A 22,109-nucleotide genomic window follows, 5' to 3' on the forward strand; every position below is an offset into this window, starting at 1 on the left:
ACAGTTATTTTACATAAGGAATATAATTCGACCATTCCCATGGCGTATAGGTATCCGCAATGGCATAGGCCAGCAACTCCTTATAAATACTTTCACCATTGGCCGAATTGGTCATGATGAGCATGCCCTTGCCAGTTTCAGGAAAAAGAACGGAATAGTGTTCAAAGCCATCTCCATGACAACCTTTTGAAACTCCAATGCCATATGGTGTTTCAAAATAAACCCATCCCAATCCATAACTTAAGTTGATAGCATCAAATTTATTCGTTGTTAATGCCGCTCCCGGGCCAAAATTAGTTGCTGATTTAATACGGATTTGTGGGCTAAAGATTTCATCATACGAAGCTTTGCTCAGGAGCTCTTGATTAAGAACAGCAGTTAAAAACTGTACATAATCACTCGAAGTAGTTTCTAAAGTACTCCCACCCCTGGGTTCATTGTCTATGTCTTTATGAAATGTGGTACCATCTTCTTGATGCCCATAGGCAAAGTCTTTTTCAAATCTTGCTTGCCATTGGTACGAAGAGTTTTTCATTTGTAAAGGTTTGAAAATATACTCTTGTGCAAGCTCTTCCAACCCTTTTCCGGTTATTTTCTCTAAAACGACCTGTAGGTACACAAACCCTTCGCCACTATAGCCATAGGTAGTACCTGGAACCTCGTTTACTTTCAACTTTTTATCCGATTCATAAAACCTCCAATTAGCAAATCCGGTGGTATGGGCCAAACACATTCTTGCGGTTATTTTATGATAGAGGCTATCTGTCTTTAAATCGGTATAATCATCATGCCAGCGCGTTAAAGGCTCATATTCATGAATCTTTTTGGGTAGATACGATTCAAGGGGAGTATCTAAATCAATGATTTCTTCTTCCACTAGCTTCATGACCAAAACACTGAATACAGCTTTGCTTAATGAACCCCCATAGATGTTTGTAGAGTCTGTTAATTCCAGTTTTTTCGGAGCGTCTTTATACCCAACCACATTTTCATAGACTAGTTGGTAGTCTTCAAAAATGGACACGGCCAAGCCCTGTACATTAGCATCTTTGGTCAATTGATTCATTTTTTCGGTTATGAGGTCTTTTGAAATCATACTGCCGTCTAACCGCGCTATTCCGTCATTGGTTTTGGTTGCACAATTGCTAAAAATAAGCACCGAAAATAGCAGGGCTACAGATTTTAAGGAACTCGAACTTTTGAACTTTAAAAAAGGTATTGCTAAGGGATAATAACATTTTTCTTTTTTAAGAACGTAGATGATATTAAAAATAACAATAGCGATACAAATAGGTAAGGTGGCAATGAAGATGAAGAACCCCCATTTTTCTATAGTCACAAGACTTACAAAGGCTAAAACGGCTAATAATAATACGGTAATTTGAAAGTTAATGACTTTAATGCCATGCTCATCGTAAATAGGATTGTCCTCTCTCTTGTGAATCCAGATAAAAAGGGGGATGAGTACGTTGCACAAGGGAATGAAAATGCCCAATAAGGGCGTTCCATGAAGCAACAAGAGCCATTTTTTCTTTATGGTTTCTTCTTTTGGGTTTTCTAGCGGAAGCAATTCATTCACTTCAATATCCAACGCGGCCGCAAGTGATTTCAAAGTGTTTAAATGCGGATTCACCTCTGCCTTTTCGATACGTTGAATCGTACGCACCGTAACTTGGGTTTGGTGTGATAATTCTTCTTGGGAATAGCCCTTACTTTTTCTGTAATATTTAAGTCTCTCGGCAAGTGATCGATTGTTCATGAATTTTGAATTTATTGATGAAACAAATGTATGGCGTTCCACTTGCCTTCATTACGACATTTAGATGTCATGTTTATGTCATTGCCTTAAAAATAGCCTATTCACGTAGTTTTTCTATCATTTCCCAACAAATAGTCCGCAGCTTTTTCCATGGTCCCCATAAAATTTTCTGAGGTGTCAAAATAGGTCAGTCCATTTTCTTGGCAAGACTTTTCAACTTTAATACTACGGGCGACATATTATTCGCAGGGGTCGAATTTGATTTTTAACTACTAAAAATACGCGTAAACTTTTGCGGAAGCTCATCTTGGATAAGCACTTCTTCTTGAGTGAACGGATGTGTAAATGCCAAAGAATGCGCATGCAAATACAAGCCTTTACCTTTTAAGACCATATTTTCTAAACTGTAGGTGGCATCACCCAATATAGGATTGCCAATACTTAATAGATGTTTCCGTAATTGGTGTCTTCTGCCTGTTTTTGGATGTAAGCGCACCAAGTTGAGGTGTCCAAACCGTTCGGAAGCTACGCTCTCCGCAACTTCATAAACAGATTGCGCAGGCTTGTCATCAACGGCGGTGGTTATTGTTCCACTAGGTGGCATAGTTCCAATAGTAATGGCATAATAGGTTTTTTGAATGGCTTTGTCTTCAAACAGTTGGTTCAAAGCACGAATGGCACTACCCGTTTTACCAACTAACAAAACCCCTGTAGTGGCATAATCCAAACGGTGGGCGGGTTGTGGGGTAGTGGCATCGGGCAATGAACTGGGTTTTAGGTTTTGGGGTAGGGCGGCAGCGATGGTTTTAAAGGTATTGCCACTGACCAAAACTCCTGCGGGTTTGTGAATGGCGGCCAGGTGCCTATCTTCAAAAAGTACCGTAAGCGGAAAGACCAATTTTTTATGGGTCTGCGTTTTTTTAGGAATATATAAGGCGATTTCCTCATCGCCAGAAAGTAGGGTCGCCGTGGTCGCTAAAACACCATTTACAGTAATAAATCCTTTCTTTAAAACTTTTTTTAAGGCTGATTTGGTGGGGACCTCCATAAAAATACCGACACCGTATTCTTGAATGCTAATAGGTGCGGGCTGAGCAGGAACAATATGGGTTTTGATATTAGTAATCGTTTTATATAAGGGCTTATGAATTGGGTCTAATTTTCTTCGCTGAAATGGACATGACCATACTTTTTGGATTGGTATTTTCGGTTAAGGCCGGATTCAAGTTTTCAGAGATACCTACCGCCTCCCAAATCATTTTTTTGAGTTCTTCTTGTGGGAAGCGTTCAAAATCTTTTACCGAAATATGGCGTATCAACTTGCCCTTGCCATTTAAGGGCACATTTGTTTTCGTTAACTCTGCACCACGGTTAAAGCCAAAATTGACATGCTTGGCATAAACTGCAATATGGCAAAAGGCATCTTTTAGTTTTTCTGATTTTGAGTACGCTAGGGCCACGGCATTATAATTGTCCCAAATGAGCTCATTGGCCTGTGGCACCAAATCAGTAATATAATCACGCAACTGTAGGGTCAATTGCTGAATGCCCTTGTCGTAGGGCGCTAAAAAAGTATGTAATTGTGGGTTTGGTTTCATTGCTTTTGCCCCAAGATAAACAAATAGTCACCAAAATCGTTTTCATACGATTTGATAATGTCGTCAATGGCACCACTGTCAATAGCCTCTCTTAGTTGCGCTAAGCCTTGGTCTACCTCTGTTTTCTTGGCCAATGCTGCAAAAGAAGAAATTCCGTTTCTGATTTGTGGTTTAAAATACAGTTCAGGGTTGTGCTTGCCACTGTATAGAAATTGGTCTTTTAAATCGTGTTGAATGTAATAAGGTTCCGTTTTTAAAAGTTGAATACCATTGGTATTCATGGCTGTGGTCACTACTTCTAAACTGGGCATTTGTTTGGCAGCATCGGCCAACATTTTTGGAAAAAAATAATTGAGCCAATACCCTTTCATTTGTAGCGGCGTCGCCGTAAAAATGACGATGTTGCCCTTTCGTTTCAGAACCCTTTGGAGTTCTAAAACTGCTGCATTTAAATCGGCCCAATGGTGTATGGTTAAGGATGCAATAATACCATCAACAGAAGTTGGGGGCAGGCCCGTATTTTCTGCGGTACCCAATCGCCACTCAATTTGTTTGTTCTTTCGACGAGCCTCTTGCAACATCAATTCAGAAGGATCAATACCCAGAAAACTAAACCCCTTTTTTTGAAACTCATGGGTGTAATTACCAGTACCGCAGCCAATATCTAAATACCTGCCAGTTTGGATGGGTTGCAGGTGTGAAAGCAATTGTTCGGTCAAATAGGGGTCTGCCCTACGGGTCAGATTATAATTCGTTCCTATTTGATCGTATTTTGGTTTCATCCGAATGGTTAATTAGTAGGCGAGAAACAGCAATTGCTTATAGCTGTTGTTTTGAGCTTTATTTTTTAGTTACGAGCGGCTTTTAATTTTCTTTTCAATCTAAAGGCTATAATTGTGGGAATAAGAGCTATCAACAAACCAATAAACAAACCTTTTATGGTGAATTTCATTGTTTGCGGTGTGTCAATGTCATGACGATGATTCCAAATTTCTACGATTTTACCTTCCTCATTAAACCTAAAAACATTAATGATAGGAGTCGTTCCTGAGCCAAACACTACCCTTCCCAATAATGTTTTTGGTTTAAATGTAGCTTCCCAACGAGTAGCAACAATATCTCCTTCAGCAACTTGATAATTGATTTTAGAGTCCCAAGTTCCATTTTCCCAAAATAGGTCGGCAATTTCTTTCTGTTCAATGGCAGGTTCAGTTACCCCCTTTCGGTCACCAATATCATGAACAACATATTCGTCGGCAACATAATTAGTATAATTATCGGTGTTGTTCGTAAACCAGAGGTCTTGATAAAAGTTACGAGCAATTTCTTTATTCCGTTCCTGTATGCTTCTTGATGATAGACTATCAACTTGAGAATATGTGTTAATCCATAACCCTAATATTGCGATAATGATAAGTACTGTTTTCATAATGGATGGTTTTATATTGGTTGATATTTTTTATTCAATATTGCTCATAACGACCTGCTAAACGCAGTTCGATGATTTCTACGGAAATATAGCAAAATCCTTTTAACAATGATATGTGAATCGGGCTTCCGTGTTATCACATGTCATTGTTCACCAAGGAGTCCGCAAGAGCGGACGTTCCCTTGTTGGATTTTGCGTTATTGGGAGTATAAATTATCGGGCCAAATTGAGTTTTAGCTTATGTTATTGCACGTTGGCCGCTTGAGCGGACGGCTGAGAGCTGTTTGTGGCAATAATGTACTTTGCAATTTGGTTTAGCAGGTCGTTAGAGCACATTTCTTTTTGGGCGGGAGTGCGCAGCACGTAGCAAAAAAAGTCAGCTTCAGCTGAATGTGCTCTAACGGTGAGTATAAAAAATCGTTTCAATGCTTTTTATACATTGTTAGGCATTGTTTTCTTTATTTTCTACTTTTTTTAACCAATCTAAACTGTATTTTATTGGTCCCTTGATTCCCTTCATAGGTTTATCCGGTCGATCAGCAAGTACTCTCGGGTTATTATCTAGTCTTTTTAATACTTTTTCGCACTTATTCAATTGGTCTTTAGATGGAATTGGCCTTACACCATCACGTACAATCGATATCAAGATTTTGTGAATTGCACTGGTAAGAGTCCAAATTGTGTTTAGTCTAAATCCACCTAAATCTTTCTGTATCGACAAATCATCTAATAGTGCAACTAGGTCAGGAAACAGACCAACAGGTCTTTTTTCCCTAATTCCAACAGCAGCAGCATATAATTCTTCAGGCTTTGCTGTTTTCTTGAGATATTTTTTTAATGATTCTTCTTCATAAAGATTTCTTGCTTGTGCTTTAATTGACTGTCTTATTGATTTAAGCTCACTTAGTGGTACATCGGCATCAAAACTATCAAGCAATTCTTCGAATTGTCTTTTCTCGTGTTCAAGTTCAGTCTCTAATTCAGAAATCTTTTCATTCCCTTTTGCGATTTCTTTCTTGAGTTCGCTTAATTCAACTTCAAAATCTCCAACTTTAAATTTGGTTATTCTATTTATTAAGTCAGGACGAAATAGGAAATAAACAACAACTAGAAGCATTATTACTTCCCATAAAGAGGTGTTCTTTAGAATTTCTGATAATATTTCCATCGGTCTTTTCTATTTGAGTTTTCTATAATGCCTAACGGTCTCCTATGATCCTGTGGCCAGCGCCCGACATTTTTTAGTTAACCCAGGTTAGGAAAAAATAACCAAGCGAAAGCCATTACCTATAGCCATTGTTGGGCACAATATTTTATTTCTTTTCATCTGTTCCTTTTCGACCAAATAAACTTCCAAAAAGAGGTGGTTTATCATTATGTGATTGTTTTTCCAAAGTCGAACTTGGATTGAAACCTGCTGTATCGATCATAGTGCGAACTAACTTTTCCATTATTTCATTCTTTTCTTCGCTTGCAGGCAGGTTTTCAATTTCTCTTTTATAACCATCATAGGATTTAGCTAAACTTTCTTTATAAGCATATTCTTGTTCAAGTCGTCTATTCTGACTTTGTTGTTTGCTCGCAAATAGTGCGAGCCATATTGTAGGAATGAAGAAAGGTGCTCTTGATAGAATATTCATAAATGCGTTTCCAATGTCAGAACTTTCAGTTACTGTCTTAACTGCATAGTATACCATTCCAACCATTGTTAAGGTAAAAACCGCAGACCAAATAATATTCGGCCATTTATAGCTGTTTTTTTGGTCGAAATAGGATTGAGCAAGTCCCGCTGAAGTTGCTCCTGGTAGAAGTCCCTCAATTTTGGCCGTCAAGGTTTCATAATTTCCTTCCCATTCTCCGTGTAATTCTTCGTGCTGAGTTTTTAAGTCGTTCAGCTTGAATTTCAGAGATTCTTTGTCTTCTGGTGTTTTTCCAAAAACTTTTGTTTCGAAGTCACTTACTTTTTCTTCAATAGAAGATATTTCGGAATTATACTCATTAACTTTTTCGAATGTCTCATTAAGTTTTTCAGCTTTGCTCAATGCAGCAGAACTTGGTTTTTTAACGAAATCATTATAAAGTTCTGTAATGTCGTTCAATTCACTTTTTAAAGTCGAAATTTCAGTATTGGCTGTTCCAATGAATTTTTCAAATTTTTCTTCGAAAGTTTCAATGTTTTCCTCTTCTGGTTTTTGTTCTTCCATATGGTTGGTTCTATATTGTGCCTAACGTCTCGGCTATGATTAGTGCGGCGCAGAAATCCGACGGATTTCCAGCTACGCGCTAAGCAAAAGCTTTTGGTTTTGTTTTTTCTTTTTTTTTACGAAAGCAAAATCTCAAAGATTTTGCGACTTCATAAATATACACAGGCCTTGGCGTAAAACCCGAAGTCCGCATTAATTATAGGTATTGTTGGCAACTGGCTTTATAGTTTACATATTCGAAACAAGTCTGACTTTCCGTTAAATTGATTTTCCAGTAGCTCAATATTTAGTTTTTTTAATTTCCTTTTTTCTTTTCTCCCTAAATGGGGCGGTTGGTATCCGCATTCTAAATAATATTCTTTGTTTAATTCAAATTGAAGGTTTTCAAAAAAATCTGCCTTCCATTTAATAATCCGTGTTGAATTTTTGTCAATCTTAGTATATTCTTCCTCTCCAATATCTAGAATATTTGAGTGCCTTGTAGATTTTCTTGAAACCATTTTTCCATCCTGAGAATATACACCTCGATAAAAAGTTAAAAAATAGGTTTGTATCCATAAGTCTGAATCAGTCGGGTTTTCTATAATAAAACTCACATAGTTTCTAGAAGATGCATTAACGCAGCTATCAATCTCTATAGACATTTTTAGATTTTGAGAAAGGCATAAATTTGTGCAGAGTAAAATAATTATAACAGTGATATTTTTTTTCATTTTCAGCTTGTTGCCAACGACCTGCTAAACGTACCATAGTACGTTTAGCTTTTAAAATCAGTAGCTAAAGCGTACCTAGTGTTTAAAAATGGGGGAGAAACTAAAAGTTCAAGATAAAACGTAAAACCCTAGTTTGCAATAGGTGAAAACCACAAATTTTCTGGGGTTTTTGTCTAGTTTTTGATGCAGTTGATGCGTTCAGGGCAATGTATTTTGGTGCACGGGAGCTTCTCGATACGTTTTCAATCTCCTTTGGGGTCGATTAAAAACACTCGAAGTGACATCGTATTTTTATTTCAGTTTTTGCCAGTATTGTCAGTTCGAGTGATTCGCTGCAAGCGGATTGTATCGAGAACCTTAAGGAACACGAAAGCTTCTCGGAGCAAATTTTCACTCGAAGTGACATTGAGCTATTTTATCATGTGAATAAACCAGCTAATTGACTTGGAACTTTTATGAAATTACGGTGGTTTGCGTTTTTACCCCTCCGTCTTCCTCCCGAAAAGGTCGGAATCCACCTCCCCTTGAAAAAAGGGGAGGAGCATTTATTTTTCTTGGCGCAATATTTTTTCCATTTTACGCCCTTTGGCCAATTCATCAATCAGCTTTTCTAACTGCCTGCATTGTTTATACACAGCAAATTCATCGGCTATTTCTTCAATGCGATACCCGCAAACGACCCCTTTGATTAAGTGCGCATTGGGGTGCATTTTTGCCCTTTTAAAAAAAGTTTCAAAGGTGACCTTCTCGTCAATCAGGGCTTGTACCGTAGTTTCATCAAATCCGGTCAACCATTCGATCACTTGATGTAGTTCTTCTTTTGTTCGGCCCTTCTTCAGCATCTTATTTACGTAATGCGTATAAATAGAGCCAAATACCATTTGGGCAACTTTTTCATTTTTTTCGGCGGTAACTTGCATTTGTTTTTTCTTTTTTAAGGGTATCGGTTAAAAAATAGCGACCTTAAGATAATACCAAAAACGCTGATTTGCAATGGGTCAAGTCAAAAAATGCTCTGAAATAGGCACTGGTTTTAGCTCATCCATAAATTAAAAAACAGCTCTACCACACTACCTAAAATAAAACTACCAAAAGCGGCAAGAAAAGAAATACGCCCTAGGTTAAAGGTGTTGGTAAAGGCCAACCATAAGGCCACCAAAGCAAAGAGTACAAACAATATGCTAGCATAAAGGGGTACTGAAGTGGTAAAAAGGCCCGTCAGGCTGAATAGCGGGTCTAATAAGGCCGTAAAGGCAAAAACGGCTAAAACAAAATTGGTTTTAGGATGTTTTACAAATAAACAATAGCCAGCATATAGTAGTTCAATACTTATAGCGAGTGGGCCCAATTGGTTATAGAAACTCGGTTTAAAGTAACCGTCTATACCCAATGGAAAATCAAGGGCCATGTAAAAAAGGACGCCCAGTACCAGAGCGATACCAATAAAAAGAGCAGCTACTAGTTTTCGTTTCAATTGAATAAAAATTAAAATGAGTTCAATTTCTGTTTTAAAGATAAGCAAGAAATGAGCTTAACAAATGCCATTAGGTTTTTGATGACAGTATTCTGCACGGTGTCAGTTCGAGCATTCCTTTTAAGCGGTTTGTGCTTTAATGGCAGCCAGTTTTTTGCGATAGTTGATCTCTATCGCATTTGCAAAAGCAACTTTATCATTGCGCAGGGCGTCAATGCCATCACCTTGTTGTAGGTTAGGGTGCAGCGTTCGTAATTGTCCATCGCTCCATAGGGCAAGTTCTACGAGAATAGGCGTTAAGGCCAGGCCTTTTTCCGTCAATAAGTACAGATTCGTCTTTTTGTTGTTTGGGCGTTTGGTTTTGGTCACAATACCCAGCTCTTCAAGTAATTTGAGTTTTACCGATAGAATATTGGTGGCTATGGCTTCTTCACTCTCCGTAAAATCTTTAAAAGTCTCTTTGTCTTCAACGAGCATCTGCTTTACGATGACCAAGATCCACTTATCGCCCAAAACATCAAGGGCTGAGGTAAACGGACAATCACAACGAAATTTAAAGTCCATAGCGGCTTTTATCTAAAAATTACTTGCAAAATGCAATTAATTTCAATTATTACTTGTTTTTTGCAAGTTAAATTATATTTTTGCTTGCATAACAAAAGTAAAAAATATGAAACGAATGAGAAAGTTAATCCCGCTAATGTTGTTTGCTGTGCTATTGACAGCATTCAATAGGTCCCAAAAAACCACTGCCTACTCAGATAAAACAAATATGAATTCTAAAATTTCAACAATGGACAAAAAAGAAACCGCTTTGGCTTTTGTACAGGCCGTTACCTCGCAAGATGCGGATAAGGTCAGGGCCCTTGCGAATGAAGATTACATACAACACAATCCGTTTTTACCAACGGGTCTAGAGCCTTTCATTGGCTTGTTTCCGGTGCTTAAAGAAAATGGTACTCAGGCCCAGGCGGCCCGCATACTAGAAGATGGTGATTTTGTGGTGCTACATCAGTTATGGACAGGGGCGAAGCCCTTTGGTGCCGAAAAAATGGTATCGTTTGATGTTTTACGCTTCGATAAAAACGGAAAAATAGCGGAACATTGGGATGCATTGCAGCCCGTTGTAACTGAAACAGCCAGTGGAAGGTCGCAAACAGATGGCGCATCTAGCATTACTGATTTAGACAAAACGGATGAGAACAAAGTCTTGGCGAAAGCAATGGTCGAAGATATTTTGATGGGTAAAAATCCTAATAAAATCACCGATTACATCAGTGCTGAACAATACGACCAACACAACCCTGGAATCAAAGATGGTTTATCGGGTATTATAGAAGCGGTGGAGTACCTCACTGCACAAAACAATATGTTCAAGTACAGCAAAATACATAAAGTACTGGGTGAGGGTGACTTTGTGCTGACTATCAGTGAAGGGGAGTGGAGCGGCAAGCAACAGGTATTTTACGATCTATTGCGATTTGAGAACGGCAAAGCTGTAGAACATTGGGATGTCATACAAGAAATACCAACTGAAGGTTTGGCAAACAACAATGGCATGTTTGGGTTTTAAAAATGTCGGTTCGCGTGATTCGCTTCAGGCGGTGTCGCCTGTAGGTATTGTAAGCAGAGTTTTGGTACATGAGAGCTTCTCGATACATTTTCACTCTCACTCACGTTCGTTTGAAAACACTCGAAGTGACATTGGGGCCTGATTGTATTTTAATACGCCATGTCAGTTCGAGTGATTCGCTGGAAGTGGTGTTGCCTGCCTGCCGGCGAGGTAGGTATCGTAAGCAGAGTTTTGGTACATGAGAGCTTCTCGATACATTTTCACTCTCACTCACGTTCATTTGAAAACACTCGAAGTGACATTGGGGCCTGATTGTATTTTTATACGTAATGTCAGTTCGAGTGATTCGCTGTAAGCGGATTGTATCGAGAACCCTTTGACATAGCTCAGGACAGGCACTTTTCATTCTCACTATCGTTCGTATAAAAACACTCGAAGTGACACATGTTGTTATTGTGCTGATTTTCAGAAGGGTTTATTCAAATCGAGTAGAGCGTAATTTTCTCATCTCGCCCCCGTAACTGGGTTTCGCCAAGTTCAAAAACGGAGTATGACGATTTGGGGTCTAAGGCTTTAATCAAGTCTTTTGAAAGCAACAGTTCTACTTTGTATTCGTTACAAAGGCCTTGAATACGCGCGGTGGTATTCAAAACATCACCCGTAAAGACAATGTCTTTTTTGATGTTTCCGATTTCACCAGTGGTGACCTTGCCCAAGTGGATGCCTGCCTTAAAGGTTGGGGTCAGTCCGTATTTGGCCATATAATCTTGAGATTTGGCCTCAAGCGCGGCTTTCATAGCAAAAAAACATTCGATACTTTGGGTGTGCTTTTGGTTTGGTTTTAACTGCCAGGTGACCACAATTTCGTCACCAACATATTGGTAGATTTCACCGCCGTAGGTGATAATAGCATCAGACAAATCGGCATAATAGTCACGAAGCAATTTAAAATAAGTGATATGCCCTAGTTGTTCGGCAATGGTGGTAGACGATTTCATATCTAAAAAAAGAAATACCCGTTCCTCTTCCATCGGATGATGGTATTTACCTGTAAAGAAATTAAGCAATACATTTTCACCCACATTATCACTGATTTCTGAATAGAAAAGACAGGCAATGGTGCTTAAGGTGAAGTAGCAAATAGTGCTCCAAAACGCAAAGTTTGTAAAAAACCGATATACGCCATCCCAAACAGTGGAAGACAATGGACTCACTTGAAGTTCAAAAGAATTAATTACTACGGAAATGGTAACCGTGGCCGCCATAATCATCAGTGAGTAAATGAGTGTCTTAAAAATGATTTTTTTAGTAAAAGTGCTTTTTAAAAACACCTTACTTAAAAATAGCACTTCAATGGCACCAATGAGCAGCCCTAAAAAGGAGCATACGATTGTGGGCACCAATAGGACGAAATCATACGGATTTTTGGTCGAGGGGTATATGGGGTGATCTCCTAAAATACCATATTCTACTAAGGCATAGACCATATAAAACACTCCGGTGATGATACCGAAAGGCAGTATTTTCAATATATACCTTTTTGTTTTCGGAGCAAGCATGAAGTTGGTTTACCCTTCTAATGTACTAAGAATCAACCTAACGATTCAAAAAACCGAGGGGCACCCCTCGGTTTTTGTTTTTATTTATTGTTTGAATATTTAATGACCTTACCAGAATGATCGTTAGATGATAAGGGATGTCGCATGCCTTTTTGATAACCACTAGAGTTAATGGAGTACCATCCAAGGAACATGGGCATTTTATAGGTTGCTCTTGATTTCATAAATAAATGGTATTATCTATTTTTGATGATGCTATTTGTTAAGATCAATTACTTTTTAATATCGGATTTTGATTTCCTTTTTTTCTCCATTTAGTGAAAGGAACCAACATTGGTTTTTTAGCCTGATACCCTTTATAGGTTTCTCCAAATTCATTGACCAGATCTTTTTCTTCAAATAAGGTTCCGATGACTACATAGATAGAAATGGCAATGGCAAATGCTAGATGTGTAAAGGTCATATGAGGTGTGGCCCACATACCCAACAACATACCGAAATAGAGTGGATGACGCACATACTTATAGAATAAGGTCACTCTAAACTGTAACTGGGTGTAAGGTTTGTTTCTCAGTTCTAAAAAGGTTTGTCGCAACCCAAATAAATCAAAATGATTGATTAAAAAGGAACTGATAAAGAGTATGGCCCATCCTGCAAAGAAAAGTCCGTAAAGCACATAAAATAAGATACTACCGGTTTGAACTTGCCATATTTGTCCGCCAATTGGTTGCCAATTTATAACCAAGTTGAAAAGTAAAAGCCCGGAAGCGAGTACAAAAGTGCTTCGTTCTACAGGTTTTGGAAAATAGGTGGCAAACAGGTCTTTAAACCATTTTCTAGCCATAATACTATGCTGCACCCCAAATAAGGAGATCAACATTAAGTTGTTCAACAGTGCCCAAAGTAGTGACATCTGAGGTTCTTGATCAATTCCAATTTCTGGAATTAAGTTACCCACTGAGGCAATCCAAAAGAGGATGGATGCAAATGCTATGAGATATGCAACGATGGAATACGTAAACATTAAAACTTTTTTCATAATCGTTAGATTTTAAATTCGGGGCAAACCTAGGCACGAAAAAACCTTCCTTAAGAATATTACAGGATTACAAATGGGTTACGCAAGCTTAAAAAGGGGACTACAAATGGGTTACAAAATGCTCTTTTTGAATTGTAAAAAACTAAAAATCAATTAATTAAAAAAATAATCAAAGCGTGCGTAAAAATGCCGACAAATCATCTTCTGGGGAGAGTCTTAACTTCTTTCTAAGTCGATTTCGGCTCATTTTCACCGAAGAGGGATTAATATTTTGAAGGGTAGCGATCTGTTTAGTGTTCAAATTTAATTTGATGAAAGAGCAAAGCCGAACTTCGGTTTTGGTAAGACCTTCGAATTGTTGATTAAGGCGGGCGTAGAAAGAACTGCTCAACTCATCAACTTTTTTATAAAAATCGCCACTGTCTTTATTGACCCAAACTTTGTTCTTGATTTCTTCTTCTAAAAATTCAAATTCTTTTTGGCGTTTGCGCCCTGTCGATACTTTAATAGTTCGTAACCGTTCTGCCAGAGAGGCGGCCCATTCTTGATTATTTGAAATATTGACCGCCATAGTGGTCAAATCTTTTTTCTTGAATTCAATTTCAGAATTCAATAGTTGGTTTTCCACCTTCTTTAATTTTAGGTTCTGATGGTATTTGTAATATAAAAAGGTTAAAAACCCAATAATGAACAAACTGGCAATTAAGAGGATGTAGAATTTGGTATTTTGACGATTTAATTTTTGTTCATAGGCGACCTGTTGGGCCGTTTGCTGTTTGTGAAAGTTGATGCTATCGGCCAATTGCTGCTTCTCGAATTGATAATTCATTTCGGCCCTGGTGATTTCTTGTGTACGTTCTTTATTGAATAAGGTGTCTTTTAGTTGGGTAAAGCGCTCATGATATTTCAGGGAAGTTTTATAATCGCCTAAACCTTTGTACGCCGCACTCAAACAAGCACAGACCGTCTTTTGTAGATTGGTCGTTTTGAATACGACGGATATTTCTAAGGCCTTAAGGCAATCGTCACGTGCCGCGCTATACCTTGACATTTCTACATAGGTTTGACCCCTATAGGCCAGACCAGATGCGAGACCATCTTTATCATTAATCTGAGTTTTTATCGCAATACTTTTGTTGAGGTATTCCAATGCTTTATTGAAGTTGTTGGTTTTTGCAAATTCAACCCCCAAATTGCTGTACCCCCTGGCTTCAGAACTCAAATCGTTCACTTCTTTTGATAACCGGACGCTTTCATTGAAACTGGCCGAAGCCAGTTGGTGGTCATTTAATTGCGAATGAATTAGGCCAATATTGTTATGAACTAGGGGCAAACTTGTCTTAAGCCCTATCTTCTCTTTAATAGCGAGACTTTTTTGATAGTAATCTAAAGAAGTGTCGTAATCTTTTAAATCGTTGTGGATATTGCCCAAATTATTCAAGGCTCTTGATATAATGGGCTCTTCGTTAATTTTTTCTGCCAATTTCAAAGATTTCAAAACATAATCTTGAGCTTGCGAATAATTACCCATTTCATAATATACGGCGCCTATATTTCCTAGAATAATAGCTATTCCCCTTTGATCATTCAATTCTTTGACCAATTCATAGTTCTTAAAAAAGTAATCATGCGCTTTAGGAAACTGACCTTGTTGTGTGTGGGTAATACCTATCCATTTAATAGCATCAGCTTCCCAAGTTTTGTTTTCTTTTGATAGGGTAAATTCTAATAGTCTTTTGGCGAATGCCCTAGAATTGTCTGCGCTAAAACGCATTTTAAACTGAGCCAATGCCAAGCCAGATTCAAAACGAACGGAATCTGGTAGGTTTCTATTCTCAAAGCGCAATAGTAGACTATCTTGTTTTGTAGACTGCCCTTGTAGACCGCAAATCACACATAACCAGAGCAATAATAATGCTGAAAACCTCTTCAAAATTTGTTGATTAACCTTTTAAAAGTAAAAAAATATCCGAAAGCTAAGGCATATACCACAGCATTCGGATATTTAGAGGGTCTTACTACTGGGCCAAAACCAAGCTATTATTTGACCAAACGAGCTCTTTGGTTTCTATGCTTTTCTTTTTCCAGTGGGCGGTTTCATCATAGTTTTCACCCACTTCTTTTTTATAGCGGATTTTTCCGATGATCCCATGCTTATCTTCTGGGAAAATAAATTCTTCCCAAAAATAATAAGCCCCAGCATCTGACACCTGTGATAGGCGTGCCGCCTGGTGTAGCTGGCCTTCTTGCTGAAAAAGATAGATGCCTCCACCCTCAACACCACAAGCTTCGGCCATATAATCGACTAATAAGATGCCATCGATATGGGCTAGGCCTTTGGTACCCATACTCGTCAAATAAAACTGGCCATTGACCAATCGCGTTGACTTTTCTTGAAAGGAACCATCTTCTTGTAGCGTACGAATCAATAAATAGTCTTCATCGCCTGATTTTGACCTACCAAAAAGGTGTGTCACCTTATTGATGACCTTTTTTTCAAGCGCCAAGAGTCCTCCAAGTATATAAGCTTCGGTTCCCTTATAATCGACCTTGTAAAAATGATGGTCAACCCCCTTGTATGGCCATGAATTTTCATGCTTTTCTTGCACTATCATAGGCATGCCGATAGGCAGGGTCTTGAGTACTTTACTCTGAATTGAAGGTGCCTCGCGCAATCGCACTTGGTCACCAAAAAGGTAAACGATTTGCCCGGGCTCAAAACCACAATCATCATAAATGCAATGCAGTTTTTCTTGGGCGTTTGCAAACAAACAGATGGCTAGTAAGGTAAGGATGGATAACATCTGTTTTGCTTTCATAGTATAAAATTTAAATGAACTTAGATCACTATTAATCTCTATTATAGCTACTGAGATAACGTTCATTTTGGCCTTCGTCATCGATAAAAAGCATTATATTTTAGTTGAACTACGGCAATTATAAAATCTTTAACAGTGCTATACACAATTAGATAAATGCCTGTTAGAGAGCTTCTCGATATAAATTTGAGCCGAAAAGGTCACAAAGTCCAATCGATGTGACATTGAAATCGGACTATAATTCAATACATCATGTCCATTCGAGTGAGGCTAATATAGTGTTCTCAATTTCTTAGTATTTCAAAAACTTCAGTACTGACTCAATTATCCGTCTTTACATAGGGTGGGCATTAACCTATAAAATTATTTTAGATAATCGATAAAACCCAGTAAACTTTATAGGGTTTTTATACAAAGAATGAAGTTGGCTAATTAAAATTTGGAACTAATGATTCGCCTAATTCTTCGACAACTTCACTGGCAGGTCGAGAGCTATATTTTAAATTGATGATGACGTGGTTGACCCCATAGCTTTCTAAGCTTTTTAGATACGAATGTAAAAAGTCCATTCCCGTTTGAAAGCCTAAATGGATAGGCTTGGGCATGGCTTTGGTATCTTCGACCAAATCTATATAGAGCGACTGCATATAGGGTTTCCAAGGCTGTTTGGTGCGCTCTAAACTGTCGTGCCAGTTTTGTAGGCTCTGCTTTAAAAAATTAAAGTCTCGTGGGTAGTACAACCACCCATCGGCATGTTCTGCAATCCAATCCAGATTTTGTCCAGAATGCCCGGTCACAAATAGGGGAGTTTGCAGTTGGTACTTGGGCACCAAATCTATGTTGCCGTTCAATTCACCAAAATAAGGGGAGCAGTATTTAGGGAAATCGCCTTGCAAAGCTTTTAAATACCCATAACTATCGCGAAAGAGTTCACTTTTTTGATTAAGGTCCTTTTTAAACGCTGGGTATTCATTGGGGCGGTCACCAGAGGCAACACCCATCAATATTCGACCTTTAGAAAGTACTTGCAAACTCGCCAGCGATTTAGCGATATGTACAGGGTGGCGCAGTGGTAAAATGATACTACTGGTCGCTAAAGCAATCTTTTTTGTCTGGTTCATGATGTGGGTCATATACACCCAAGGATCGTACAATTGCCCAGCATCACCAAAAGTTGGGTCATGAAAAGGCACATCTCTAAACCATAAGGCTTTAAACCCAAGATTTTCAGCACGTTCGGCCAATTGCTCTTGATTTACCATGGTAGCAATAGCCCCTTGATAGGCTTCAATAGGAAAAACAAGACCTAAAGTGAGTTTTCCTTTTCTAGCAACTTGGGAAAAAGTACTCATTTTAAAAACCTAATCGAGTTAAAAGTTCATCCGTTGTATTGATGAGATGTTCAATTTTGGTGGCGTTATAGGCATCAGCATGAGCCTTGCCAAAATCACCTCTAGGATTCCCCTTATCATTATCAAAATAAGCCCCCGTTACACCATCAAATTCATCAGATACGGCCAAATCATATAAAATAAGAGCACCTTTGTCTGCAGAAGACCAATGGTTACCATAAGCCTCTTTGACCATTTTGGTATTGAGCAAAGATCCTGGGTTCACTGCAATAATATCAATATCCTTTTGTTTTTTGGCAAAATCAAAACTCCACATGGTCAAGGCCAATTTACTTTGTGCATAACCCTCTTGAACACCAATTTTGGTCGTACTTTCAATTGCCGCTAAGGAAACAGGTGCCTGTGCAGCAGAACTCAAATTGATGATTCGTGGGGCAGCGGCCTTATTAATTACGGGCAGTAATTCTCGTGTTAAAAGATAGGGTGCAAGGTAATTGACCGTAAGTCTTAGGTCTAAGCCATCTTCATTTACCAATTTCGAGCTTTTAAAAACCCCAGCGTTATTGATAAGCACATCTAATTTAGAGAGTTCAAGATTTGTGCGTTTTGCCATTTTGCGAACACTTTGCAAATCTGAAAAGTCGGCTACAGCCCCATAAATGAATTTGTTATTCGTTTCTTTTCGTAGTTCGGCAATGGTCGCTTCCAACTTTTTGGGGTTTCGACCATGTAAAAATAGCGAATGCCCCTCTGTGGCCAATTTTAATGCGGTGAGTTTGCCAATACCATCAGTACTGCCGGTAATTAAGATGTTTTTTTTCATGATATCAAATGTTCTATACCGTAACTACGACTTTGCCTACCGTTCTTCCGCTTTCTAACTGCAGGTGCGCCTTGCCCATGTTATTAAAATTGAAGGTATTTGAAATATGTGGTTTGATACTACCATTTTCTAAAAGTCCTGCGAGTGTTTCCATATCTTTTTCATTTGATTGGACCATTAAAAATTGTACATCGACATTGTGCTCTTTAGCCAAGGCATGAATATCTTCCGAAAAATCTGGTGTAGGTAATGAAATGATAGTGCCACCATCTTTTACAACTTTTATGGAGTTCAATAAAATGTCGCCATTGAACATATCAAACACAAAATCTAAGTCAGATAAGACTTCTTCAAAATTTTGAGAACGATAATCTATAAATTCATCTGACCCCAGTGACATTACAAAAGCTTTATTCTTTGCAGAACTAGTGGTAATAACAAAAGCCCCTAAAGACTTCGCAATTTGAATGGCAAAGTGCCCAACACCCCCAGAACCAGCATGAATCAGTACTTTATCACCTTTTTTAACTCTTGGTTGCAACACTTGCAGAGCCGTGAGGGCAGCCAAAGTGGTCGCTGCGGCCTCTTCAAAAGAAACTCCATCAGGAATTTTGGCCAAATGGTTTTCTGGGGCTGCCACAAATTCAGCATAGGCATTGCCTCGACCAACGAAATTTACCATTCCGAATACGAGGTCTCCCTTCTGAAATTTAGATACTTTACTACCAGTCTCTGTAACGATACCGGCAATATCCCAACCTAGGATAACAGGTCGTTCGTTGCCCATTATCATATCGATTACGGCTTCGTTTCCTCTAACTTTATAATCCACAGGGTTAACACTAATAGCTTTTACCGATACTAAAACCTCATGGTCTTTTATCGTTGGTTTTTCTATCTCTTTTATTAGGAGGTTCTCAACACCGCCGGCTTGTTCTAATACGATTGCTTTCATAGGTTTTATGTTTTTAGGTATACTATAAATATTATAGTTGCAAAAGTAATTATAGTATTATAAGTTTGCAATAACGGTCAAAAATGATAGTTCAATTTTTTAAGCCTTGCGGATGTATAAAATAAAGGGAAAAGAGTATCCATGTTGTACCAGTGTCACCATGGGAATCATTGGTGGAAAATGGAAAACGGTTATTTTATTCCATTTAATTACTGGGCCATTGCGATATAGTGAATTAAGAAAGGCAATGATTGGCGTTACGGAGCGAACGTTAAGCTTGCAATTACAACAATTACAAGAAGATGGCGTGGTTGAGCGCAAAGTGTATACGACCAAACCTCCGCTTAAAGTAGAATATTCCCTAACTGATTTTGGAAAAACCTTAATTCCGCTTTTACAATCCATTGCGGATTGGGGCGATTATGTAGTTGATACTTATTCAGATTGAACTTTTACCAGTTCTCATTTTGACCGTTCAACGAAAAGAGGATTTCTTTTTATCGAAAAGATGGGTTGACCTACAATAGGTTTACTGGCAATCTCGTTAGCAAATAAAACACGATGTTATGAAAAGCCTACTTTTATCAAAGTCATTGTTAATCAGTTTTTTACAATTCTTTATATCACTTTGCCTACTATTTAATGCGGTTTCTTGCGAAAAAGAGGAAAGCATATTAGACTTAGACGAAGTTGCTCAAGAAGAAACCGATGATGAACCGGACATGGAAAGTAATGACGAACCCGATACGGAAAGTAACGATGAAGATGAAAGTGCAGATGATACTGCGAGTGACGAAGAGCAGACCAATGACTGTCCTGATGCTACAGGATTTGTTTTTGAAGAAAACAATGGAATTGTTTCTATAGAATTTGAGAATAATAACTTTCCTGATGGATGGGTATTAAAAAATGATGTTGCGGATGCTTCTGGTGAAGGATATATGCAATGGGAAGGCAATGCTAGTTTGGGTAATCCTGGAAATGGCATGGTCGTATTTCCTGTTCGAATAAACACGGCTGGTACCTATCAGTTTTTATGGTACTCCTCTTATAGAAAAGGTGACAATGGCACCGAGCACAACGATTCATGGCTTCGTTTTCCTGATGCCGATGACTTTTTTGGCAGAAAAGGTAATGGAAGTGTGGTTTATCCAAAGGGCTCAGGTAAAGAACCAAACCCCAATGGCTCTTCATCTGACGGATGGTTCAAGATTTATCGCAGCGGTAATAATAATGCTTTTAAATGGCAGGCCTCTACTTCTGATAATGATGGGCATGATATTTTTGTGACCTTTTCCAGCCCAGGGGTATTTTTACTTGAGGTATCGGCAAGGTCAGATTTCCACGCTATAGACAGACTGCTTTTGTTTCAAGAAGACATGAATAAGAATGATAGTATTGAAGCGGCCGATGTATTTAGTCAAAAAGTGACCTGTGATTAAGCTTTTTTACTTTCTTTAGGGGATATTTTTAGTGCTTAATAAGAATTTAGAATCTTAATGACCGGTTATTTTCTCCAATCACCGATTTTGGCAAGCATTTCGTAGTATTTGGGTTGTTCTACAGCATTCGGAAAACCCTCTATTTGAGAATAGACTTGTACCATTAATTGACCGACTTGGTCGTATTCGTTAGGTTCGGCATTGCGCACCCGATATGTATTTTCAGTCATGATTCTTTTTTAGGTTAATTTTTTCCGCAACTGTACAATAGACAATACATGAATAAAAACCGCAGAGGGCATTAAAAATGCAGGAACCAACATATATGGATATTGTAAGAAGCCAAGAGGAAAAGAAGCCGTGTTTGGGCCAAAAACATGTGGTGCAAAAATGGTCAATTGAAATAGAATGATAATCGAAGCAATGACCAATAGGCCTAGGTAGTTCCAGATGAGACCAAATTTATAGTATCCCTTCATTACCAGCCAACCGGCTGCAAGGGCGGTAATGGCATATATCATATCGAAATTGTAACCTTCTATAGTGACATTGACATGCAAGAGCCCAGCACTTACCGTAAACACAAAAAGCGTTTCAATGAGTATGCGAAAAAACTGGTAGAAGACGAGCCAATGCGATGGAATTGACAAGAGCCATTGGCTGTTCTTTGCTTTTTTAGCAAACCAACCTACAAAAATAAAAGCGGGCATAATGGTTAAGAACACAAAACGAGGTGGAAAATCTAGGTTTTCAAGAAAACCTGTTATCGATAAAAGATATATGTAAAGATGCCAACCAAGCAATATGTACAAAAGTTTTGCCGGAGCTTTGCTCGCACTGCTTTTCGTTGCTTTATTAGCTATAACGACCAATATAATGGTCATGAGAATGGATAAGCCTATGTATCCTAATTTGAGTTCCATCTTAATTTATTTTTTTGGTCAATAGATTTACGGCTTGTACGCCGTCATTATTTAAAAGTGCCTCGGTTTCATGCATGGCTTTTTCCCATTCGGGTATGATTTGATGCACTATGGTATACCCTTCGGTGGTTAAAGCAAGCCTACGAAAGTCCTTTTTTGTGATGAAATTGCGCTCTAGAAGGCGTTTGAGGTTTCTGTTGATTGATGATTTTTCTAGATGCAGCATATTAGAAAGCTCTGTTTGGGTAAGCTGTTCTTTTTTACTGAGTACAAATAGAATGGTGAGCTGGCTATCGGTAATATTAAAAGGGGCCAAATACGTTCTATAAATATTGGCAACAACACGATTAAGCTGCCTTACCTTATTGGATATACATACAGAAGGGTTAAAACTTGCGAAGTTTTCAGTGTTCATAATCCAAAGATATCAAAAAAGTTGTATATACA

At 38.4% G+C, this 22,109-nt stretch carries 25 protein-coding genes; 3 read left to right on the top strand and 22 right to left on the bottom strand.

Annotation, left to right across the window (positions count from 1 at the left end):
- Window positions 1-4: 4 nt before the first annotated feature.
- The 11 genes from RM706_RS07370 to RM706_RS07420 all read right to left on the bottom strand — a co-directional run bounded on the left by RM706_RS07370 (window position 5) and on the right by RM706_RS07420 (window position 9,741).
- Window positions 5-1,759 carry a serine hydrolase gene (locus RM706_RS07370; protein ID WP_311350386.1) on the bottom strand — a complete coding sequence of 585 codons (1,755 nt, stop codon included), beginning with the start codon at window positions 1,757-1,759 and terminating at the stop codon, window positions 5-7.
- A 265-nt stretch (window positions 1,760-2,024) separates the two neighbouring features.
- On the bottom strand, window positions 2,025-2,807 hold the full coding sequence (locus RM706_RS07375; RefSeq protein WP_311350387.1) for an RluA family pseudouridine synthase: 783 nt from the start codon (window positions 2,805-2,807) through the stop codon (window positions 2,025-2,027).
- Window positions 2,808-2,901: 94 nt separating this feature from the next.
- Entirely contained in the window at window positions 2,902-3,357 is a 456-nt protein-coding gene (locus RM706_RS07380; RefSeq protein ID WP_311350388.1) for a DUF1801 domain-containing protein, read from the bottom strand.
- Window positions 3,354-4,139 carry a class I SAM-dependent methyltransferase gene (locus RM706_RS07385; protein WP_311350389.1) on the bottom strand — a complete coding sequence of 262 codons (786 nt, stop codon included), beginning with the start codon at window positions 4,137-4,139 and terminating at the stop codon, window positions 3,354-3,356. The genes RM706_RS07380 and RM706_RS07385 overlap by 4 nt, the downstream gene beginning before the upstream one ends.
- A 65-nt stretch (window positions 4,140-4,204) precedes the next feature.
- The gene (locus RM706_RS07390) at window positions 4,205-4,786 is read right to left on the bottom strand and encodes a nuclear transport factor 2 family protein (protein WP_311350390.1); all 582 of its coding nucleotides are present in this window, start codon (window positions 4,784-4,786) and stop codon (window positions 4,205-4,207) included.
- A gap of 442 nt (window positions 4,787-5,228) precedes the next feature.
- Entirely contained in the window at window positions 5,229-5,954 is a 726-nt protein-coding gene (locus RM706_RS07395; protein ID WP_311350391.1) for a hypothetical protein, read from the bottom strand.
- Window positions 5,955-6,099: 145 nt separating this feature from the next.
- Window positions 6,100-6,990: a hypothetical protein gene (locus RM706_RS07400; protein ID WP_311350392.1), complete on the bottom strand. Its 891-nt coding sequence runs from the start codon at window positions 6,988-6,990 to the stop codon at window positions 6,100-6,102.
- Between the two features lie 221 nt (window positions 6,991-7,211).
- Complete coding sequence (locus RM706_RS07405; RefSeq protein WP_311350393.1) at window positions 7,212-7,634, bottom strand: hypothetical protein; 423 nt, start codon at window positions 7,632-7,634, stop codon at window positions 7,212-7,214.
- 614 nt (window positions 7,635-8,248) lie between these two features.
- A complete protein-coding gene (locus tag RM706_RS07410; RefSeq protein ID WP_311350394.1) occupies window positions 8,249-8,623 on the bottom strand; it encodes a DUF2200 domain-containing protein in 375 nt (124 codons plus the stop codon).
- Window positions 8,624-8,736: 113 nt separating this feature from the next.
- Window positions 8,737-9,177, bottom strand: coding sequence for a hypothetical protein (locus RM706_RS07415; protein ID WP_311350395.1), 441 nt, complete (start codon window positions 9,175-9,177; stop codon window positions 8,737-8,739).
- A gap of 120 nt (window positions 9,178-9,297) precedes the next feature.
- Entirely contained in the window at window positions 9,298-9,741 is a 444-nt protein-coding gene (locus RM706_RS07420) for a winged helix-turn-helix transcriptional regulator (RefSeq protein WP_311350396.1), read from the bottom strand.
- 115 nt (window positions 9,742-9,856) lie between these two features.
- On the opposite strand from RM706_RS07420, the gene RM706_RS07425 reads away from it, so the two are divergent.
- The gene (locus RM706_RS07425) at window positions 9,857-10,750 is read left to right on the top strand and encodes a nuclear transport factor 2 family protein (RefSeq protein WP_311350397.1); all 894 of its coding nucleotides are present in this window, start codon (window positions 9,857-9,859) and stop codon (window positions 10,748-10,750) included.
- A gap of 479 nt (window positions 10,751-11,229) precedes the next feature.
- Here the strand turns inward: RM706_RS07425 and RM706_RS07430 are convergent, their stop codons facing one another.
- The 8 genes from RM706_RS07430 to RM706_RS07465 all read right to left on the bottom strand — a co-directional run bounded on the left by RM706_RS07430 (window position 11,230) and on the right by RM706_RS07465 (window position 19,297).
- The gene (locus tag RM706_RS07430) at window positions 11,230-12,309 is read right to left on the bottom strand and encodes an adenylate/guanylate cyclase domain-containing protein (RefSeq protein ID WP_311350398.1); all 1,080 of its coding nucleotides are present in this window, start codon (window positions 12,307-12,309) and stop codon (window positions 11,230-11,232) included.
- Between the two features lie 80 nt (window positions 12,310-12,389).
- Complete coding sequence (locus tag RM706_RS07435; protein ID WP_311350399.1) at window positions 12,390-12,533, bottom strand: hypothetical protein; 144 nt, start codon at window positions 12,531-12,533, stop codon at window positions 12,390-12,392.
- Window positions 12,534-12,577: 44 nt separating this feature from the next.
- On the bottom strand, window positions 12,578-13,348 hold the full coding sequence (locus tag RM706_RS07440) for a methyltransferase family protein (protein ID WP_311350400.1): 771 nt from the start codon (window positions 13,346-13,348) through the stop codon (window positions 12,578-12,580).
- A gap of 169 nt (window positions 13,349-13,517) precedes the next feature.
- Window positions 13,518-15,281, bottom strand: a complete 1,764-nt coding sequence (locus RM706_RS07445) for a tetratricopeptide repeat protein (protein ID WP_311350401.1) — start codon at window positions 15,279-15,281, stop codon at window positions 13,518-13,520.
- Between the two features lie 85 nt (window positions 15,282-15,366).
- Entirely contained in the window at window positions 15,367-16,167 is an 801-nt protein-coding gene (locus tag RM706_RS07450) for an SH3 domain-containing protein (protein ID WP_311350402.1), read from the bottom strand.
- A gap of 428 nt (window positions 16,168-16,595) precedes the next feature.
- Complete coding sequence (locus tag RM706_RS07455) at window positions 16,596-17,519, bottom strand: LLM class oxidoreductase (protein ID WP_311350403.1); 924 nt, start codon at window positions 17,517-17,519, stop codon at window positions 16,596-16,598.
- A gap of 1 nt (window position 17,520) precedes the next feature.
- Window positions 17,521-18,342: an SDR family NAD(P)-dependent oxidoreductase gene (locus RM706_RS07460; RefSeq protein WP_311350404.1), complete on the bottom strand. Its 822-nt coding sequence runs from the start codon at window positions 18,340-18,342 to the stop codon at window positions 17,521-17,523.
- A gap of 13 nt (window positions 18,343-18,355) precedes the next feature.
- A complete protein-coding gene (locus RM706_RS07465) occupies window positions 18,356-19,297 on the bottom strand; it encodes an NADP-dependent oxidoreductase (RefSeq protein ID WP_311350405.1) in 942 nt (313 codons plus the stop codon).
- A gap of 112 nt (window positions 19,298-19,409) precedes the next feature.
- Here RM706_RS07465 and RM706_RS07470 point away from each other — a divergent pair, with 112 nt between their 5' ends.
- Entirely contained in the window at window positions 19,410-19,745 is a 336-nt protein-coding gene (locus RM706_RS07470; protein WP_311350406.1) for a winged helix-turn-helix transcriptional regulator, read from the top strand.
- Window positions 19,746-19,863: 118 nt separating this feature from the next.
- Window positions 19,864-20,739, top strand: a complete 876-nt coding sequence (locus RM706_RS07475; RefSeq protein ID WP_311350407.1) for a hypothetical protein — start codon at window positions 19,864-19,866, stop codon at window positions 20,737-20,739.
- Window positions 20,740-20,804: 65 nt separating this feature from the next.
- On the opposite strand, the gene RM706_RS07480 is transcribed toward RM706_RS07475, so the two are convergent.
- Genes RM706_RS07480 through RM706_RS07490 form a run of 3 tightly spaced genes read right to left on the bottom strand, consistent with a single transcriptional unit; the run spans window position 20,805 to window position 22,077 of the window.
- Window positions 20,805-20,969, bottom strand: coding sequence for a hypothetical protein (locus RM706_RS07480; protein WP_311350408.1), 165 nt, complete (start codon window positions 20,967-20,969; stop codon window positions 20,805-20,807).
- Window positions 20,970-20,978: 9 nt separating this feature from the next.
- The gene (locus RM706_RS07485) at window positions 20,979-21,662 is read right to left on the bottom strand and encodes a hypothetical protein (protein ID WP_311350409.1); all 684 of its coding nucleotides are present in this window, start codon (window positions 21,660-21,662) and stop codon (window positions 20,979-20,981) included.
- A gap of 1 nt (window position 21,663) precedes the next feature.
- Window positions 21,664-22,077 (bottom strand): MarR family winged helix-turn-helix transcriptional regulator, encoded by a 414-nt coding sequence (locus RM706_RS07490; protein WP_311350410.1) that lies wholly within the window; start codon window positions 22,075-22,077, stop codon window positions 21,664-21,666.
- Window positions 22,078-22,109: the final 32 nt, after the last annotated feature.

Origin of the sequence: Croceitalea rosinachiae, from assembly GCF_031846445.1 — a bacterium.
Classification (GTDB): Bacteria; Bacteroidota; Bacteroidia; order Flavobacteriales; family Flavobacteriaceae; genus Croceitalea; species Croceitalea rosinachiae.

What these genes read in the sequence shown, in the direction of transcription:
- RM706_RS07465 (WP_311350405.1), bottom strand. Translation starts at nt 19,297, where the DNA reads ATGAAAGCAATCGTATTAGAACAAGCCGGCGGTGTTGAGAACCTCCTA.
- RM706_RS07385 (WP_311350389.1), bottom strand. Translation starts at nt 4,139, where the DNA reads ATGAAACCAAAATACGATCAAATAGGAACGAATTATAATCTGACCCGT.
- RM706_RS07390 (WP_311350390.1), bottom strand. Translation starts at nt 4,786, where the DNA reads ATGAAAACAGTACTTATCATTATCGCAATATTAGGGTTATGGATTAAC.
- RM706_RS07475 (WP_311350407.1), top strand. Translation starts at nt 19,864, where the DNA reads ATGAAAAGCCTACTTTTATCAAAGTCATTGTTAATCAGTTTTTTACAA.
- RM706_RS07395 (WP_311350391.1), bottom strand. Translation starts at nt 5,954, where the DNA reads ATGGAAATATTATCAGAAATTCTAAAGAACACCTCTTTATGGGAAGTA.
- RM706_RS07480 (WP_311350408.1), bottom strand. Translation starts at nt 20,969, where the DNA reads ATGACTGAAAATACATATCGGGTGCGCAATGCCGAACCTAACGAATAC.
- RM706_RS07375 (WP_311350387.1), bottom strand. Translation starts at nt 2,807, where the DNA reads ATGGAGGTCCCCACCAAATCAGCCTTAAAAAAAGTTTTAAAGAAAGGA.
- RM706_RS07455 (WP_311350403.1), bottom strand. Translation starts at nt 17,519, where the DNA reads ATGAGTACTTTTTCCCAAGTTGCTAGAAAAGGAAAACTCACTTTAGGT.
- RM706_RS07405 (WP_311350393.1), bottom strand. Translation starts at nt 7,634, where the DNA reads ATGTCTATAGAGATTGATAGCTGCGTTAATGCATCTTCTAGAAACTAT.
- RM706_RS07420 (WP_311350396.1), bottom strand. Translation starts at nt 9,741, where the DNA reads ATGGACTTTAAATTTCGTTGTGATTGTCCGTTTACCTCAGCCCTTGAT.
- RM706_RS07380 (WP_311350388.1), bottom strand. Translation starts at nt 3,357, where the DNA reads ATGAAACCAAACCCACAATTACATACTTTTTTAGCGCCCTACGACAAG.
- RM706_RS07435 (WP_311350399.1), bottom strand. Translation starts at nt 12,533, where the DNA reads ATGAAATCAAGAGCAACCTATAAAATGCCCATGTTCCTTGGATGGTAC.
- RM706_RS07370 (WP_311350386.1), bottom strand. Translation starts at nt 1,759, where the DNA reads ATGAACAATCGATCACTTGCCGAGAGACTTAAATATTACAGAAAAAGT.
- RM706_RS07450 (WP_311350402.1), bottom strand. Translation starts at nt 16,167, where the DNA reads ATGAAAGCAAAACAGATGTTATCCATCCTTACCTTACTAGCCATCTGT.
- RM706_RS07470 (WP_311350406.1), top strand. Translation starts at nt 19,410, where the DNA reads ATGTATAAAATAAAGGGAAAAGAGTATCCATGTTGTACCAGTGTCACC.
- RM706_RS07400 (WP_311350392.1), bottom strand. Translation starts at nt 6,990, where the DNA reads ATGGAAGAACAAAAACCAGAAGAGGAAAACATTGAAACTTTCGAAGAA.
- RM706_RS07460 (WP_311350404.1), bottom strand. Translation starts at nt 18,342, where the DNA reads ATGAAAAAAAACATCTTAATTACCGGCAGTACTGATGGTATTGGCAAA.
- RM706_RS07490 (WP_311350410.1), bottom strand. Translation starts at nt 22,077, where the DNA reads ATGAACACTGAAAACTTCGCAAGTTTTAACCCTTCTGTATGTATATCC.
- RM706_RS07485 (WP_311350409.1), bottom strand. Translation starts at nt 21,662, where the DNA reads ATGGAACTCAAATTAGGATACATAGGCTTATCCATTCTCATGACCATT.
- RM706_RS07425 (WP_311350397.1), top strand. Translation starts at nt 9,857, where the DNA reads ATGAGAAAGTTAATCCCGCTAATGTTGTTTGCTGTGCTATTGACAGCA.
- RM706_RS07410 (WP_311350394.1), bottom strand. Translation starts at nt 8,623, where the DNA reads ATGCAAGTTACCGCCGAAAAAAATGAAAAAGTTGCCCAAATGGTATTT.
- RM706_RS07440 (WP_311350400.1), bottom strand. Translation starts at nt 13,348, where the DNA reads ATGAAAAAAGTTTTAATGTTTACGTATTCCATCGTTGCATATCTCATA.
- RM706_RS07430 (WP_311350398.1), bottom strand. Translation starts at nt 12,309, where the DNA reads ATGCTTGCTCCGAAAACAAAAAGGTATATATTGAAAATACTGCCTTTC.